Origin of the sequence: Tenacibaculum jejuense (assembly GCF_900198195.1) — a bacterium.
GTDB classification, from domain to species: Bacteria; Bacteroidota; Bacteroidia; order Flavobacteriales; family Flavobacteriaceae; genus Polaribacter; species Polaribacter jejuensis.
On sequence record NZ_LT899436.1, the window covers coordinates 3647807 to 3666205 of the forward strand.

The 18399-nt window shown below is 29.6% G+C and carries 15 protein-coding genes; 6 read left to right on the forward strand and 9 right to left on the reverse strand.

Annotated features, from left to right (window positions below; genetic code table 11):
* The first annotated feature begins 26 nt into the window (after positions 1-26).
* The gene (uvrB, locus tag AQ1685_RS15880; RefSeq protein ID WP_095073782.1) at positions 27-2018 is read left to right on the forward strand and encodes an excinuclease ABC subunit UvrB; all 1992 of its coding nucleotides are present in this window, start codon (positions 27-29) and stop codon (positions 2016-2018) included.
* A gap of 60 nt (positions 2019-2078) precedes the next feature.
* Positions 2079-2897, forward strand: a complete 819-nt coding sequence (locus tag AQ1685_RS15885; protein ID WP_095073783.1) for a hypothetical protein — start codon at positions 2079-2081, stop codon at positions 2895-2897.
* A gap of 58 nt (positions 2898-2955) precedes the next feature.
* Here the strand turns inward: AQ1685_RS15885 and AQ1685_RS15890 are convergent, their stop codons facing one another.
* The gene (locus AQ1685_RS15890) at positions 2956-3306 is read right to left on the reverse strand and encodes a hypothetical protein (protein ID WP_157730255.1); all 351 of its coding nucleotides are present in this window, start codon (positions 3304-3306) and stop codon (positions 2956-2958) included.
* Positions 3307-3909: 603 nt separating this feature from the next.
* Here AQ1685_RS15890 and AQ1685_RS15895 point away from each other — a divergent pair.
* Positions 3910-4374, forward strand: coding sequence for a hypothetical protein (locus AQ1685_RS15895; RefSeq protein ID WP_157730256.1), 465 nt, complete (start codon positions 3910-3912; stop codon positions 4372-4374).
* A 59-nt stretch (positions 4375-4433) separates the two neighbouring features.
* Here AQ1685_RS15895 and AQ1685_RS15900 read toward each other — a convergent pair whose 3' ends face one another.
* On the reverse strand, positions 4434-4778 hold the full coding sequence (locus AQ1685_RS15900; protein WP_095073788.1) for a hypothetical protein: 345 nt from the start codon (positions 4776-4778) through the stop codon (positions 4434-4436).
* Between the two features lie 314 nt (positions 4779-5092).
* Between AQ1685_RS15900 and AQ1685_RS15910 the strand changes: the two genes are divergently transcribed.
* Positions 5093-6634, forward strand: a complete 1542-nt coding sequence (locus AQ1685_RS15910) for a carboxypeptidase-like regulatory domain-containing protein (RefSeq protein ID WP_157730257.1) — start codon at positions 5093-5095, stop codon at positions 6632-6634.
* Between the two features lie 69 nt (positions 6635-6703).
* Here the strand turns inward: AQ1685_RS15910 and sucC are convergent, their stop codons facing one another.
* The gene (gene sucC / locus AQ1685_RS15915) at positions 6704-7900 is read right to left on the reverse strand and encodes an ADP-forming succinate--CoA ligase subunit beta (RefSeq protein WP_095073792.1); all 1197 of its coding nucleotides are present in this window, start codon (positions 7898-7900) and stop codon (positions 6704-6706) included.
* A 267-nt stretch (positions 7901-8167) separates the two neighbouring features.
* On the opposite strand from sucC, the gene AQ1685_RS15920 reads away from it, so the two are divergent.
* Positions 8168-10669, forward strand: a complete 2502-nt coding sequence (locus AQ1685_RS15920; RefSeq protein ID WP_095073794.1) for a DUF5916 domain-containing protein — start codon at positions 8168-8170, stop codon at positions 10667-10669.
* Between the two features lie 88 nt (positions 10670-10757).
* Positions 10758-11423 (forward strand): ABC transporter ATP-binding protein, encoded by a 666-nt coding sequence (locus AQ1685_RS15925; RefSeq protein WP_095073796.1) that lies wholly within the window; start codon positions 10758-10760, stop codon positions 11421-11423.
* A gap of 80 nt (positions 11424-11503) precedes the next feature.
* Here the strand turns inward: AQ1685_RS15925 and AQ1685_RS15930 are convergent, their stop codons facing one another.
* The 6 genes from AQ1685_RS15930 to AQ1685_RS15955 form a co-directional block, all read right to left on the reverse strand.
* Positions 11504-12082 (reverse strand): hypothetical protein, encoded by a 579-nt coding sequence (locus tag AQ1685_RS15930; RefSeq protein WP_095073798.1) that lies wholly within the window; start codon positions 12080-12082, stop codon positions 11504-11506.
* A gap of 3 nt (positions 12083-12085) precedes the next feature.
* Positions 12086-12754, reverse strand: a complete 669-nt coding sequence (locus AQ1685_RS15935; protein WP_095073800.1) for a hypothetical protein — start codon at positions 12752-12754, stop codon at positions 12086-12088.
* Positions 12755-12894: 140 nt separating this feature from the next.
* Complete coding sequence (locus tag AQ1685_RS15940) at positions 12895-13671, reverse strand: N-acetylmuramoyl-L-alanine amidase (protein WP_157730258.1); 777 nt, start codon at positions 13669-13671, stop codon at positions 12895-12897.
* A 135-nt stretch (positions 13672-13806) separates the two neighbouring features.
* Positions 13807-15117, reverse strand: a complete 1311-nt coding sequence (locus tag AQ1685_RS15945) for an eCIS core domain-containing protein (protein WP_095073804.1) — start codon at positions 15115-15117, stop codon at positions 13807-13809.
* Between the two features lie 235 nt (positions 15118-15352).
* A complete protein-coding gene (locus AQ1685_RS15950) occupies positions 15353-16732 on the reverse strand; it encodes an ATP-binding protein (protein WP_095073806.1) in 1380 nt (459 codons plus the stop codon).
* A gap of 36 nt (positions 16733-16768) precedes the next feature.
* A complete protein-coding gene (locus AQ1685_RS15955; RefSeq protein WP_095073808.1) occupies positions 16769-18391 on the reverse strand; it encodes a contractile injection system tape measure protein in 1623 nt (540 codons plus the stop codon).
* Positions 18392-18399: the final 8 nt, after the last annotated feature.

The window sequence follows — 18399 nt, forward strand, 5'->3', positions numbered from 1 at the left end:
ACCCAAACTATGCTTATTTTTGTTTTATGGATTTCAAACTAGTTTCAGAATTTCAACCAACTGGAGATCAACCACAAGCTATAAAACAATTAGCTGATGGAATTAACGCAGATGAAAAATATCAAACTTTATTAGGAGTAACAGGATCAGGTAAAACATTTAGTGTTGCTAATGTTATTGCAACAGTCAATCGTCCGACCTTAGTTTTAGCTCATAATAAAACTCTAGCCGCGCAATTATATTCAGAATTTAAACAATTCTTTCCGAATAATGCTGTTGAATATTTTGTTTCGTATTATGATTATTACCAACCAGAAGCTTACATTCCTGTCACTGGAACTTATATAGAAAAAGATCTTTCTATAAACGATGAAATTGAGCGTTTAAGAATTAGTACTTCCTCTTCTCTGTTGTCTGGAAGAAGAGATGTCATTGTAATCGCTTCAGTTTCTTGTTTGTATGGTATTGGAAATCCAATTGAATTTAAAAAGAATGTGATTGAGATTGAAGTCGGACAACAAATTTCAAGAACAAAATTCTTACATCAATTAGTTACTAGTTTATATGCTCGTTCTGAAATAGAAATTAAAAGCGGGACATTTAAAGTAAAGGGAGATGTGGTTACAATTTACCCTTCTTACGGAGACAATGGATATCGTGTTCATTTCTTTGGTGATGAAATTGAAGAAATAGAAGCTTTTGATATTGAAAATAATCAAATTGTAGAAGAATTTGAACATTTAAATATATATCCAGCAAACTTATTTGTAACATCTCCAGATGTTTTACAAAACGCTATTCATCAAATTCAAGATGATTTAGTAAAACAATGCGATTACTTCTCTGAAATAGGAAAGCATTTAGAATCTAAACGTTTAAAAGAACGAACAGAATTCGATTTAGAAATGATTCGTGAACTAGGATACTGTTCAGGAATTGAGAACTACTCAAGATATTTAGATGGTAGAGAAGCTGGAACACGCCCATTCTGTTTGCTAGATTATTTTCCAGATGATTATATCATGGTTATTGACGAAAGTCATGTAACCGTTCCGCAAGTTCATGCTATGTATGGTGGAGATAGAAGTCGAAAAGAAAACTTGGTAGAATACGGATTTAGACTTCCTGCAGCAATGGATAACCGTCCTCTAAAATTTGAAGAGTTTGAAGCGTTACAAAATCAAGTCATTTATGTTTCTGCTACTCCTGCAGATTATGAATTACAGAAAACAGAAGGTTTATTTGTAGAACAAGTTATTCGTCCGACTGGATTATTAGATCCAGAAATAGAAATTCGTCCGAGTTTAAATCAGATTGATGATTTAATTGAAGAAATTCAAGTTCGTGTAGAAAAAGATGAACGAACTTTAGTAACTACTCTTACGAAAAGAATGGCTGAAGAGCTGGCTAAATATTTGACTAGAATTCAAATACGTTGTCGTTATATTCATTCTGATGTAGATACTCTTGAACGTGTTGAAATTATGCAAGATTTACGTAAAGGTTTATTTGATGTTTTAATTGGAGTAAACTTACTAAGAGAAGGTTTAGATTTACCTGAGGTTTCTCTTGTTGCCATTTTAGATGCAGATAAAGAAGGTTTTTTACGTTCAAACAGATCTTTAACACAAACCATTGGTAGAGCTGCGCGTAATGTAAATGGTAAAGCAATTATGTATGCTGATAAAATTACCAATAGCATGCAACAAACCATTGATGAAACTAATAGAAGAAGAGAAAAACAAGTAAACTACAATACTAAATTTGGTATTACTCCTAAACAAATTAATAAAAAGATAGACAATACTTTATCAAAAAATACAACCACTTCTTATCAATATGAATCGGCTACACAAAAAGCTGCAGAACAAGATTTAGAATACTTACCAAAACCAGAATTGGAAAAAAGAATTAGAGAAAAACGTAAACAAATGGAAACTGCTGCTAAAGCATTAGATTTTATTGAAGCGGCAAAACTTCGTGATGAAATAAAAGTCCTGAAAGAACATTTAGTTTAAATCGGGTAACATTTCTGAACTTAAGTAACTCTTAACAAAATCTAAACTGATAAAAACCTAATGAAACAGCTTATTTTTGTTGCTCTATTCTTAGTATTTAGTATAAATGCTCAGAAAGCAGCTCACACAAAAAAGTATCATTATTATGATGCTAATTTTAAAGAAATTCCTTTTTTAAAATTTAAAAAACAAGAAAAATCTAAATTATTTAAAACTGTAACATATCAAAACGATACTGCTTACATTAAAAAGTTAATGTATAACGAAGTGTTTGGAAACTTAGATAAAACCAAGCATCAGCAAATGAAAAAACTATATAGTGTTAGATATCATATAGATACAACAAAAACATGGTTTATTCATTATATAGATTCTATACCAGACAAAGAAAAAATGCCTAAAAAATCTGGTAATGCATATTATAATAAAAATAATGAACTTATAGGCTATGTTCCTTATGGATCAAATGATGCTTTATTTGATAGTATTTCTTCTAAATCGAGCTACCACAAGCACATGAGAAATTATGAAGATTATATTACAGATATCAAGAAAGAAATTCAATCTTTTGAAAAAGGTGAAACTGCGGAATTAATCCACTTTTATAACACCAATCATGGTATAGAAAAAGAAGTATTAGAAAACTATAATTATTACAAAGACTCTTATTCTGTGCTTAAGAAATCTTTTAAGGAAGCCGTGAAAAGTTATCAGGTCATTATAATTTATCCTGATGGACAATTCTATTTTTCTTTTTATGGAAATAAAAATTATGTTTCTTTTGGCGGTAGTTCAAATACAACAAGTAAGCTTTTAAAGAAGAAATATTTCAATAAAAAGCGAAAGAAGTGGGAAAAAAGTGTAGCAAAAATATTATAAAAAAGCCTCACTAAAAAGTGAGGCTCATTTTTACTTAAAATTTATACAAAATAACTATTTAAACTACAGAGATCATCTTTACAGGCAATATGTATATTGCTTTAGATTGAATTCTAGTAGAAAGCTTTTTATAGTTTAATCTATTCTTAATAAAACTTGATAGTTGTTTTACATTTGAGTATGAATCTACTGATAAAACAACTATTTCATTATTATCGTTTACAGTAAACTTTACAGTTACGTTCATATTTCTCTCTACTTCAAACTCAGGGTTCTTTAATAAGTCCTGGATTTGTTGGCTCACTTCTACACTAACTCTCTTTTTGTCTTCCGCTTTTGGGTTGGTAGCAAATGTCATCATACTAGATGCAAATGCAAATACTAATAATAATAATTTAATTGATTTCATAGTGATCGTTTTTTAATTGTCATTTAATGATTTTTCTGTTACTAAAACATTTAACATTGTGTTAATAATGATCCTCTATTTCGATTTGCAAATCTGATGTAAAATTACAACAGGAAAACAATACTAATGTTATCGCTAGTTTAACAAAAAAGAGCACTATTCTTACGAAAACGGTTGAAATTTTTTCGTTTCTAAAACCTGAAAAACAAGAAAAAACAATTCTTTATCAATTTGTAAAAAAGTAAGGTAATATAATTATGATCTCTTAAAATTCTTCTTCCATTTTTATCAATATAATGTAATCCTACTTTATATTGATTAACTTTTAATTTACAATTTATTAACTTTTAATTTACAATCAAAAATTCAAAGATATACTACAACGTTTTCAATTTCCTAAGATCACATCTTCCTCAGTTAGAAACCTGTCTTAACTCAGTTTTTTTATTGGACTTAAACATAAAAAAACAATAGTTATTCGCAAAGCGTCGCTAATTTTTCGATTTAAAAGCGATGAAGAACAAAACTTTAATCTAAAAAAAGATCAAAAGAGGATAAATAATAAATGGATAAAATTTGAAATAGTCAAATTAAACAATGCCTATGAAAAAAATAATCTTGATAATATCAATAGCAATGCATAATCTGACTTTTAGTCAAATAAAAAAATGCAGTATTCAAGAAATTCAACTTGATACTTATGAATTTGTTTTAAACAACTTAAATGCGATACATAAAACGTTTACAGATAAAAACGCTCTTGTAGAAGTTTCAATTAATTTTAAAGACTATACTTATGAACAAGTAGAAAGAAAAGAAGGTATAAAAATTAAAAAAATACACTATTATTTAATAATGTTAGAAAATTCTTATGATGGGGAAAATAAAGATGAAATATCTATTTATCCAAAACTTCATGAGTTTATAACTCAAAAACTTAATTATTATAGTGTTAGCTCTGAAAAATTTAAAAAACACCTCTACAACAACTTAACATTTCGAATTCCTTTAAATAAAACGAATATTAATATAGCTGTAAAGCAAGTGAAATCAACCATAAAGAACTAAAACCAAAAAAGCTTCATAATAGATTTATGAAGCTTATAAGAGAGAATGTAAAATGATATTTATATTACAGAAACCATTCGTACTGGTAATGTATATACTTTAGCTTCTACAATTTCAGATAATTTTTTATAGTTTAATCTACTTTTAATAAAGTCTTCTATCTCGTAACTTTTTCTATTTGAATTTACTGATAATACAACAATTTCATTTTTTTTGTTAATCGTAAGTCTCACGGTAACTTGCATATCTTTATCCACTAAAAAGTTAGGATTCTTTAATAGTTTTTGAACTTCCTGACTCACTACAGATTTCATTTTTTTAGCTTCAGGATTTGTGTTAGTTGCATACAATAAAGATCCAAATGCAAATGCAACAATAATTAATAGTGATTTGATTGATTTCATCGGGGTAGGTTTTTGTTTTCTGATTTTAATAATTCTTAATTCTGTTTGTATTCTATTTAATCTTTGTTAATAAGGAGCCTATGGGTTTAGCGCTTAACCGATACAAAAATAAACTACATCTATAAGAAGCTAGTTATCATAGAATTAACAAAAAGAAAGATTTATGTTACTAAAATATAGTAATCTCAAAACTAACTTAACAATGAGTTAAAATACTGAAAAACAAAACTTAAACTTTTTAAGAAAACTAAGAAAATATAATCATCCCATTAAAACTTTTCTTAATATATTTAAGTATTAAAAATTGTATTGCTTTGAAAACAACAAAAACTGTAACTACTATAATTAGTATACTATTTGCATATATCGGAATCAGTTCAGTTTATGCACAAAAAACAATAACTGCTGAGATTATAGATGCTGAAACATTTGAACCTATTTCATTTGCTACTGTGAAATTGATGGGAACTCAACGAGGTGTTATTGCTAATTATAATGGTCAATTTGGACTTCCACTTGATAAAATCAAAAATATAACTAGTATAGAAATATCTTCTATAGGATATCAAACAACATCTTTTAACATCAACACATTTTCTCTAAAGAAAATAAACATAATCAAACTATTTCCTTCTAAAGAGACTTTAACAACAGTAGTTATAAAAGGAAAAAGAAAGAAAAAACTCTCTGCAATTAAACTTGTTAGAAGAGCCATTAAAGCCATTAAAAAAAACTTATCAGACACACCACATTCATACATCGGTTACTATAGAGACTATCAAATTAATAATGAAAGAGAATATTGCAACTTAAATGAAGGGATTGTTGAAGAGTTTGATAGTGGTATACTGTCACATAAAATAACAGCGACTAAAAATCAAAGTCTTTTGTATTCTTATAAAACTAATTTAAATTTTAAAACTGATAGTACCTTAATTACACCTTATAATGATTCTAGTAAATATATTAGAGATGCTAAGCTTTTAAGTTTTGGAGGAAATGAACTTAGCATTTTAAAATCTCACAATCCTATTCGACTATTCAATCATAATTCTTTCTCTTTTGTTAATGAAATGCAAAACGATTTCATTCGAAATCACAACTTTAAAAAAGACAAAAAAATTAGTACAGATGATGATGTCATTCAAACTATAATATTCAACAAAAAAAATAGCATTGGAAACAATTATACTGTAGACGGTAAACTTAAAATCTCTGTATTAGATTATTCTATCTATAGTTTTGAATATACGGTTTATGAATTGAATTCTACAGACCCCATACTTCATATAGATATTGAATATAAAAAGATTCATGATAAAATGTACTTAAACTACATGAGTTTTCATAATAAGTTTCTTTTTACTGATAATGATTTTTTTAAGGAAAAAAGTATCAGTTATAATAAAGATAGTAAAGCATTATATATTGAATTTAATAGAAAAATAGATACGAAAACTCTAAAAAAACAGAATTTTAAAATTACATACCAAGGAAAAAAAGTTCCGATAAAGCTTATTAAAGTTATCAATGAAAAAAAGATACTGGTAAGTACTCCTAATCTTATAATTAATGAAAATGCTATCTTTAAAAATAAAGATCTGTTTAAAATAGAACTTAAAAATATTAGAGATCATTACAACCAACTCATCTACCAAACTAAGGAAGTACCTATTTATCAATATCGAGAGTTTTTTGTACAAGAAGTTTTTAAAAATAAAAAAATCGATTCTAATACAACTTTCGTAAATAAATTTAAACCACTTTCAAAAGCTAAACTAACACCTTTTACGAATACTAATAAGTATATTATTAATTCTCCTTTAATGAAAGTGATGAAATCGGTACCAAAATAAAAAACCTCATTCAAAATGAATGAGGCTTTTACTATATTTAATTAAGAATTAGTTTACACACTAATATCTTTATGCTTTTAACACTTCACCTACTTTATCAGCAGCTTCTTGGAATTCTGTAGCAGAAATGATTTCCATTCCACTATTGTCAATTAATTCCTTAGCTTCTTTAGCATTTGTTCCTTGTAAACGACAAATGATAGGCACATTAATTTTATCTCCCATATTTTTGTAAGCATCTACAACACCTTGTGCTACACGATCACAACGTACAATACCTCCAAAAATATTTACTAAAATAGCTTTTACGTTAGGGTCTTTTAAAATAATTTCAAAAGCAGTTTCAACACGCTTAGCATCAGCAGTTCCTCCAACATCTAAGAAGTTAGCTGGATCACCACCTGCTTGCTTAATTAAATCCATAGTTCCCATTGCTAAACCAGCTCCGTTTACCATACATCCAACATTTCCATCTAAATCTACATAATTTAATCCTGCAGCTTTAGCTTCTACCTCAATTGGATTTTCTTCACGCTCATCTCTTAAAGCAGCATAGTCTTTGTGACGGAATAATGCATTTTCATCTAAAGTTACTTTAGCATCTACAGCTAAAATTTTATCATCAGAAGTCTTTAATACTGGATTGATTTCGAATAAAGCAGAATCAGACTTTACATAAGCAGTATATAAGGCAGTAACAAACTTTACCATTTCTTTTAAAGCTCCACCGCTTAAACCTAAGTTGAAAGCTATTTTACGAGCTTGGAAAGGTAATAATCCTGTTCCTGGATCAACCTCTTCAGTAAAAATTAAATGTGGAGTTTCTTCTGCAACAGCTTCAATATCCATACCACCTTCAGTAGAATACATAATCATGTTTCTTCCTGTAGCACGGTTTAATAAAACTGACATATAAAATTCATTTGGCTCGCTATCACCTGGGTAGTAAACATCTTCAGCAATTAAAACTTGGTTTACTAACTTACCTTCAGCAGAAGTTTGAGGTGTAATTAACATCATTCCTAAGATATCATTAGAAATGCTCTTTACCTCATCTAAATTCTTAGCTAATTTAACTCCTCCACCTTTTCCACGTCCACCTGCGTGAATTTGAGCTTTAATTACGTGCCAACCAGTTCCTGTTTCTTCAGTTAATTTTTTTGCTGCTTCTACAGCTTCTTCAGGAGTACTAGCAACGATACCGCGTTGTGTACGAACGCCGAAACTACTTAATATTTCTTTACCTTGATATTCGTGTAAGTTCATTCGTTATGAATTTTAAAAGTCGAACAAAAATACAAATTCAATTCAAACTAAAATAGCTTTGACACATTAAAAAATTATCATTTCACTTTTCTTTTAGATGTTTTTTTCTTTGGATTCTAGCTCTCCTAAAAATTTGTTAAAAAAATTTAAATCTGTAACGGTCTCTTTTTTCGGTGGTCTTTACTGTAATTGATCAATTTTTTCTGGAGAACAAACAGACTATACAACTATTATACTATTTAACTATTATCAAGTGCTATATTAAAAATGAAGAAACTAACTATATTACTTGTCATTTGTGTATTAAATATATCCTACACAAATGCTCAAGTAAATGCAAACAGAAAAAAACTTTCAGCAACAAGAGTGAAATCATCTCCTAAAATTGATGGAAACTTAAATGATGCTGTCTGGCAAAACATACCAGTTGCAAAAGATTTTATGGAATTTAGGCCAGATAATGGTAAAAATGAATTAGCTGACTATAAAACAGAAGTAAAATTAATTTACGATGATAATGCAATTTATATAGCGGCTAAAATGCTTGATCCAAATCCTCAAAAAATTCCTGCTGAGTTTACAAATAGAGATAACTTTGGTAATTCAGATTTCTTTTTTGCCATGATAAATCCTATTGATGATGGACAAAATCCGGTAATGTTTATTGTAAATGCATCTGGTGTACAAATAGATGCAAAAGTATCTAATGGTAATAATGAGGATTATAACTGGAGTGCCGTTTGGGATAGCGATATTAAAATTACAGATTATGGTTGGAATGTAGAGATGAAAATTCCATATCGTGCTTTACGATTTGCAAATAATGAAGTGCAATCTTGGGGAATGAATTTTCATAGAGAAGTTAGAAATTTAAATAAAAGATATACTTGGAATTACATTGATAATTCTGTTGGAAGATGGACTCAATATGATGGACTTATAGAAGGTTTTCGTAACATCTCTCCTCCTACTCGATTAAATTTATATCCTTATGCCTCAGGAACTGTAATTACCGAAGAAGGAAATACAGAAACCGATTGGAGTGTTGGTATGGATATTAAATATGGTTTAACAGAAAATTTCACATTAGATGCTACATTAATTCCAGATTTTAGCCAAGTTGGTTTTGATAATGTACAACTAAATTTAGGTCCGTTTGAGCAACAATTCACAGAACAACGTCAGTTTTTTACTGAAGGAACAGAGTTATTTTCAAAAGGTGGTTTATTTTATTCAAGAAGAATTGGTGGCTCCCCTACAGATCAATTTAATGTAGGTGGAAATTTACAAAACGACGACGATTTTGTCGCTGGCAAAAAAGTAAATGAAAAAGTTATTGATAATCCTGGAAAAGTTCAAATGCTGAACGCTATAAAAATTTCAGGAAGAACTAAAGACGGACTGGGTATTGGTTTTTTTAATGCAATTACTGAAAAAACTGAAGCTACCATTGAAAGAACTGAACAAACTCAAATTGGCACTGAAGTTATTACAACTAAAAGCCAACGTAAAGCTGTTACTGAACCTTTTACCAATTATAATATTATGGTATTAGACAAGCAATTCAATCAAAATTCTGCTATTACTTTAATTAACACTAACGTGACTAGAGATGGAAGATTTAGAGATGCAAATGCAACTGGATTATTGTGGCACGTAGAAGATAAATCTAGTACCTATAATATTGATGGTAGTTTTAGAATGACAGATATTAGTGACGATCCTGCCAATGCAACAACTGGTTACTCTTTCGATACTAGTATTGGTAAACAATCGGGAGCTTGGCGTTGGGAAATTGGATATAACTTTGAAAATAAAGATTTCAATCCTAACGATTTAGGAATTCTTTTCAGTAATAACGAACAAACAGTATATGGTTTTACAGGATATCGTCAGTTAAAACCTGTTGGAATTTTTAACAACTTCGGTGTAAACTGGTGGTATAATATTAATTTTCAACATGAATCTGGAATTTACACTGGAACAAATACTGGACTTTCATTTTGGTCTGAAACGCGTAACCGATTCAATTTTGGTGGAAATTTAAACGTAAGAACTACAACAAAAGATTATTTTGAACCAAGACAAGGTAGTACTTCTGGTGTTTTCTTTGAACGCCCAACAAGAGTAAATTTTAATCATTGGGGAAATACTGATTTTAGAAAAAAGTTTGCTTTAAACTACTTTTTCTATCATACTTTTTTTGATGTTATTGAAAAGGATGCTTATGGATTTGGTCTTACTCCGCAATATCGTTTTAACAACCGCTTTTCAATGTCATATTCTTTCGAATATAATCAAGTAGACAATGATTTAGGTTATGTAGATCAATTAGATAATGGTGATATCATTTTTGGTGATCGTAATAGAAGTACTTATGAAAACTCTTTGTCTGGAAAATATAGTTTTAATACCAATGCTTCTTTGTCCTTAGCTTTTAGACATAATTGGAGTAAAGTTCCTTATCAAGATCAATTATTAAAATTAGATACTACAAACGGACAATTACTTCCAAGTACACATACGGGAAATTATGATAGAAATTTTAATAGCTGGAATTTAGATTTAAATTATGTTTGGCAATTTGCTCCTGGAAGTCAATTAATAGCTTTCTATAGAAATTCTATTAATCCTAATTCTGATTTTGCTCCGGCAGACATCGATTTTTCAGATAATATTAATCGTCTTTTTGATGAGAACATGATGCACACATTTTCGTTGCGATTAGTATACTTTATCGATTATAACAACATAAAAAAGATTTTCTAACATTACGTTAGTTTGTTTTTGTAAGAAATCAGATTATATCTTTTAGTCTGATTTCTTTTTTTTACATTCGTTGTATTGAATAAGCGAAATGATTTCAGGAAAAAATATACATAAAAGTTATGGTGATGTTGAAATTCTAAAAGGTGTTAACATCAATATTGAAAAAGGAGAAATTGTTGCTATTGTTGGTCCGTCTGGAGCTGGTAAAACAACTTTATTACAGATTTTAGGAACATTAGACAAAGCAAATAAAGAACAGAATTATAACCTTTCGATAAATAACACCTCTATCAAAGGACTTTCAGATAACGAACTTGCCATGTTTAGAAATAAACATATTGGTTTTATTTTTCAGTTTCACCAATTACTTCCTGAATTTACTGCGATAGAAAATGTTTGTATTCCTGCATTTATTGCTAAAAAGCCTAAAAAAGAAACAGAACAAAGAGCTAAAGAATTATTAGAGTTTCTTGGACTTTCGCACAGAGAGCATCACAAACCTAGTGAACTTTCTGGTGGAGAACAACAACGTGTTGCTGTAGCCAGAGCTTTAATTAATAATCCATCAGTAATTTTTGCAGATGAGCCTTCAGGAAATTTAGATTCATCTTCGGCTGAAAATTTACATCAATTGTTTTTTGAACTTCGAGATAAATTCGGACAAACCTTTGTTTTAGTAACACATAATAAAGAGTTGGCTGCTATGGCAGATCGTACTTTAACAATGAAAGATGGAGTTGTTATTGATATTTAAACTTACAACTTTTTCAAAAATTCGCAATTTTTAATCTTAATTAAATTAGCATCTAAATTCTACGTTTTTATGATTCTAATTTAATTGTCACTTTGTTTATATTTTTCTTTATACAGTAGAATAAGGTTAGAAAAAGAAATCATAAATACTGCAGAAAACAAATAGCACAAAAACAACGAAATCATTAATTCTATTCTGTTCCAACGGATGCTTTTCTTAGTCCAAGCTTTTTCTGGATCACCAAGTAGTATTAACATTCTTTCTTTTCTATCTGGTAAAAAACCATGAGTGTCTTCAAATATTTTAAAAGGATTATTTTTAACAAGCTCATTACCAACAACAATATCTTTTTCTAAATATGGTAATGTATTAGAACCTCTTAAGTAATGATAACTGATATAAGATCCCATAAAAAGTATTAAAAAAAGAACGGATAAACGCATCCATATTTTTATGATTTTATTTCGTAATGAAAAAAGGATCATAAAACCTGCAAGAATCGTAGCAATAAATACTCCAAACTTTACAAAAGAGCCTGTATTCTCATCTGTTGCGTTCCATGAAGGTAACGGAATTATGAAAGCACTCGTAACTGTTACAATCCATGTACTTAACAATACAATTTCTTTCCAAATATCTTTAAGCTTCGTTACTTGCATAGCTTATTTCTTTGGTGTTTTTAAAACTAAAATTTTTTCTTTTTCTTCTCCACTAATTGTAATGAGATGAAGTTCAGGTTTTCCTATTAAATCACCTTTTTCTAACCAAAAAAGATAATATCCTGGAACAAAATCTTGAGATGCCTGTTGTGTTGGTTTGGTAAATCGAAAACGCTTAATATTTAGGTTTCCTTCAAAAGATAATTTTCCAAACACAAAGAAGCCTTGATCTTCACTCGAATCTACAATAACTTTTACTTTAGTATTGGCATCATTATTTTCACTTGAATTTATAGCTATTTCTTTAGCTTTATAATCTAAGTAAATAGCCTCTAAAGTTTTTTGGCGTTTTACAATTTCTTTTTCTTTGGCTACTTTTTGTAGTGCTTTGTAACTCTCTTCTAATGAATTTAAATATTCGGTGGTTAAAGCACTTCTTTCATTACAACCGTCTAATAAATAAAATAACTCTTTTTGTTTGTCTTCTAATTTATCAATTGTTTTTAAAACTGATAAACCTCCACTTGCATCTTTATCTTTCTTTTGCTCTGAACTTGCTATTTTTTTAATTTTTTTAATCTCTTGTTCCGTTTTAGAAGCCGTTGTTTTTAAAGCTGGATTACCATTTGCATAATACGTTGACTTGCAAGATAAAATGCACAAAATTATCATTATCAGTACGATTATTTTATGTATTGCTTTCATTAGGAGGTTAGTTTGTAGATTATTGAATTATTTTAATTACAAATTTCTATTTTGCTTTCTTTATTTAGCTTCACAATACCGACAAAAACTAGCACTTTACCGACTTTTTATAATTGTTGTACGCCCTGTATAATTCTCTCCCAATCAAAAGCAGGTCCAATATCCCATTTTCCAGATGTTCGATAATTTACATGCGAAACGATTCCTTTAAAATTTACCAATTCATTTTTTGATACAATATCATATCTTTTTTCTTCGGGAAGGAAAGTTGCTGGAATGTTATAGGTTGCAGTTAAATAACGAAGTAAAATTTGTAAACTTTGGTATTGCTTTTCAGTAAAAGTTGCAAAATACATTTCACCTCTGTAAGGTGTGTTTAGTTTGATATACAAGTTAGTATCATGAATGGTACAATACACATCAGTATCGCTGTATACCGTAACTAAATTGTCTCCTATTCGTTTTAAAAAACCAATGTTAGAAATTTCTATTCCTATGGTACGTTTACTCCCATTGGTATTTCCACCAATGGCTCCTGAGCCTAAATGATACGACCAGTATGCAGAAGACCACATGTTTAATATTTTTCCGTTTCTTGGTAAAATAAATGCTGTAGACACTCGGTAATTGGGTCTAGATAATGCGGCGACATCTCCTTTAAGGTAACCTGCTGTATAATGTAATACTATTTGTGTTTTGGTATTTTTTTCTTTCTCAAAAAATGACTCGTCCTTATTTTTTAATCTACAGTTTATATATCGCATAACCTCATTGCTGCCTTTAATTGGCACTGTCATTTCTGTTAGTGTAAATTGTTTCCCGTCGGAATCTCGTCCGGTCTCAAAAAAAGTTTTTTCGTGTTTTGGAATACTTGTAGCTTTCATATTATTTGGTTCTTCTTTTTTTTGGTAATTTTTATTAAAAAATATCACAGAGAGTTTCGATTACTAATCTATTCTGTTTAATCTCCATTTGAATCTCTGAATAAATAAATTTATAAATGATATGAATTCATGAAACTATACTATACTTGCAATATATTCACCTTCTCCATTAGCATATAATGATTTATAACCATGTCTTTCTTGTAGGTAAATCCATTCATCATATAAAGCAGATCCCCTATATTCTTCTGGATGATCTACAAATACTATTTCAACATTTCTTTCTACAGCATAATCTAATACGTAAGTATTAAAAAGGTTAAATAAATCACTATCTGTCAAGTCATATTTATTGCTCTGAATTAACTCATCCCATCTATTACCCATATTAAAATACATTCCATCGTTATCTCTTGCTAACTGTATATAACTACCAGGCCCTCGAAACCACCAATCATCTAGACCTCCTTGAACAGTTGGTACATATTTCCCTAAAATAAGAGTATCAGAATCCCTATTTATTAAACTAGTTTCTCGAATATCAAGGTATGAATCAAGGAAAGATTTAAATGAGTGAAAAGTTAAATGCATTTTGTTTTTCTTAAAGTCTTTTACTATCTGACTTACTAATCTCATATTTATATGATCGTTTTGGTTATTCCCAAACCTATTCCATAATTCATTTGATATAAAATGTCTCTCTGATTCATCAATTGTAGGCTCTGATGCTTTTAAAACTCTTCTCAAAATTCCTTTACTAGCAACTCTCACTACAGCATTCAAAGGTTGATAACCTGTTACATTATTATTATTCGGATCATAAGCTATATCGTTGCCGTCATTATTCTCATAGACGTATCGTTGAACTAATTGATTATTTTGAGTAGATTGTTTACTATAGATTAATGATTCTATGTTTATATTTTCTGTCTGTATTGCTCTAGCTCCCATTACATCCGCTTCTTTCTCTAACCCAGCATCATCATTAATATTCACCTTACTTTTCAATTGTCTAGTAGGTTTTACACGGCCTTGTTTTTGTTGTACGACATGCCAAGCTTCGTGCGGTAAATGTTTTTCTTGTCCGGGTGCTAAGTGAATATCTGTTCCTTGTGCGTAAGCATGCGCTTGTAATTGTGCTGGTTTACTTGAGTTGTAATGTACTTTTACATCATCCATACTGTAACCCGATAAATTTTCGATACCTAACTTTAGGTTATTTGGTAAACCTGTATTGTTTCTTCGACTTAGCTCAGGACGAGTATTTTTTTGTTGAATCACTGGACTTTTTACTGTTGTACGCTGCATTGCGTCCTTTGCCTTTCTCTGGTAAGAAGTTTCAGGTCGATTATTGACTATAGTCGCATTTCCTCCAGTACTTGTTTCCTTCTGTACGCGTTGTACTGTATCTTTTTTTACTTCCTGTGTAGTTTCCTTTGTTTTCATTTTTGTGAATAGTTTTAAATATATATTCTACTTAATGATGATATTCTTATTAAACTTTCTAATAAATAAATAAATAAATAATGAGTTAAGCTCTGACGCTTGATGAGAAGCTGAAATAAATTCAGCTTGACGATAACTTGATATCTATAAAATATTTTTACTCCTTTGGCTTACTCTTTCTAAGTGATATTTTACCTACTATCGAACCAACAATCAACTTTATACTTCAACCAACCTAAGTCAATACAATTCCTTCTTTTTGCATTTCTTGTTGTATCGCCATCACAAAACTTTGTTGTGTAATTTCAGTTTCTTGTTTTGCTACGGCTTGTAACGTACATTTTCGTACTACATTCATCATTACGCCTCCTGAAATTTGATATTGTTTAGCGATTTTCCACAGATCAATTGTTGTTGCTAAGGGAATTCTTTCTGAAAACGATTGTTCCCATAATTGATAACGTTGTTCTACATCTGGGACTTTAAATTCTATCATAGATTGAAACCTTCTTGTAAAGGCATCATCAATGTTATCTTTCAGGTTTGAGGCTAAAATCACTACACCTGGAAAATCTTCTATACGTTGTAACAAATACCCTATTTCTTGATTTCCGTAGCGGTCGTTGGCACTATTTACTTGAGTTCGTTGTCCGAATAATGAATCTGCTTCATCAAAAAATAAAATCCAATCGTGCTGTTCTGCTTGGTCAAAAACCTTGGCTAAATTTTTCTCTGTTTCTCCAATATATTTAGAAACCGTCATGCTTAAATCTATTTTGTATACCTGTTTCCCTGTGCTTTTTCCTAAAAGTGCTGCGGTCATAGTTTTTCCAGTTCCTGGAGCTCCATAGAATAAACTTTTATAGCCCGGTTTTAATCGTTTTTCCAATCCTAAATCTTCTAAAACTGTTTTTCCGTGTGTTATCCAATCTCGAATTTCTTGTAATTTTTTACCTGTCGACTTGGCCACAACTAAATCTTCCCAAGATTGTTTTGTGTCAATTTTCTGTGCAGGAAAATCGGGGCTATACCCAATCTCATAAGGTTTTCCGTATAGAAAATAATCAACATATTCTTGAGCAACTTTCCATACTTTATTTAAATCACTAGTTGACGATTTGCTAAGCTGCTTTTGAATAATATCTTTTTTTATGATAGTTCCCTTATTAATTACTAAAGGTTGATATCTTAATCTTTCAGCTATATTATTTCCTGTTAAAATGAATAAGGCTGTTTGTGCTGTAGGTATAAAACTTGAATAGCCATCTAAAAAAACACCTCCAAATTCACTAAATCGGCGATCGTACTCCTTGTTCTTAGTGGATAAAATATCTAATAATGCAGGTTTTAAATGAGGTACTAAAGCTAAAATTAGCAGCAATCTTTCCTCTACACTTAAACGCTCATGTTTGATAAAGTTTACGTAAGGAGTATTGTAATTTAATAACTCTGGTGGTAAAACATCTTGTATTGAGGTTAACGTTGTTTCATGCTCAAAATACAAGGCAATTCTTGTATGTATTACTTCACTTAACCAAGCCAATTCTTTTTCTAAAACAATTGCACTTTCTGATATCGTGTAAGTTTCTTTTTTTATGTTTTTTAGTATTTGCATTTTATTTCTTTTTAAGTAAAATTTCTAATGCGAACGTTAACCATTCCATTCTACCATAAGTACTCTTTTCATCCATGGTAATTTTATAATTTTAAAATTCCATGGTATCTTGTTTAATACAATATCATGTGTTTTGGTCTCTATCTGTAATTGCCAATGATTATCCCTGATTTTTAAAGAAGCTTGTCTTAATAAATACGATGCTCTAAAGCCATCTATTGAGAGTTTTCCCCAACTTTCTCCTTGTGCAATTACTACAGCTAGAAAGTCTTCTATTATTGTTTTTTCTTGAGTTGATAATTCTTGTATTTCAATACTTTCCTCCGCATCTAATCCACATAAAATTTTGATTAACGAAAGTTGACCTTCAAAGAAAGAAATGTTGTCACCATAACAAACAAAATGTAATACAGCTAATGCTTTATAAGCAGATGTTAAATCTAAAAATGCTCTGTCTTCGGTAAGTTTTAAATGTTTAAAGAGCTGGGGTAAAAAGGCACATAAAAGAACTAAACCAGAATTTTCTACACTGATAAAATCTGTACTATCAAAGGCTGAAATTCTACTCTTTATAAATGTAGTTTTTTCATTTATTTCATTCTTTTGAATTGTTTTTTGTAATGTGACCAGTTGCTTTGTTAAATAAACTAATTTTTCTGTTTTGATCTTTTCTTTTGTATCAAAATCATTCTCTTCATATGTGTCAAGATTTTCTAATCCTTTTCGCAAGCCATTTAAAGCTAATACAGGGATTTTTTCAAAATTATCTCCTTGAATCAAGGTAAAAATGTAACTCAGTAACTCCTGCCACTTGTTATTTTCTGTATGTAACTTTTGATATTTCTGTATTAAATCATCTATATGTTTTATCTCTTTGTAATATTCGTGCTTTGATTCTTCTTTAAATGAAAAAGAAAGCTTAGAGGCAATATTAGATAATACGATCTTCTTATATTGTTTTAATGAAAGTTGAGTATCTAACTCTTGAAATAATATTGAATAGACTATCTCTAAAATGTTTTTCTCTTTACTTTGTTTTGATGTTTTTTGTTTTACTATTGCCACTACATCATTTTCAAAATTTAATAACTCTCCTTTTGATAAGTCGAGAATGATTTGTATTGAATTTCGTAATTGTTCTTTTGAACATATTTGCACATAACGCTGAACATATGTTCTATTTTCTTTAAGCTTTACTAATAGCTGTTTTAATTCTGTTGATGTTTTCTGTAATATCACATCCAACTCTGCAGTTAATTCTGTTTTTGTACGAATTCCCCACCAAGGCATTCTACCTTTTTCTAAAAAATAAATCAGTGCTTGTAAAGGTTTAACTTCAGCTGGAATAGTATGTTTTACTTCTTCTGCTTGTATTTCTTCTTTATGTATTACCTGATTTAGAACAGCAGTCATTTGCTTGGACAGCTTTCCTGTGATATTTTTTAAAGTAACTTCTCCCAAATCTATCGTTAATCGATCTATTTGATAATGTACATTGGGATTTTCAAACTGATCATCTAATACAGTATTAATTATACTTTTCCATTGATCATGATATAACTTACTTATAGTATTTTGTATATCAAGACTATAGTTAGCTTCAGAAATCTGAAATTCAACGATTTGTTTATTAATGATATGATTCTGGGTTACAGACATTGTTTCTA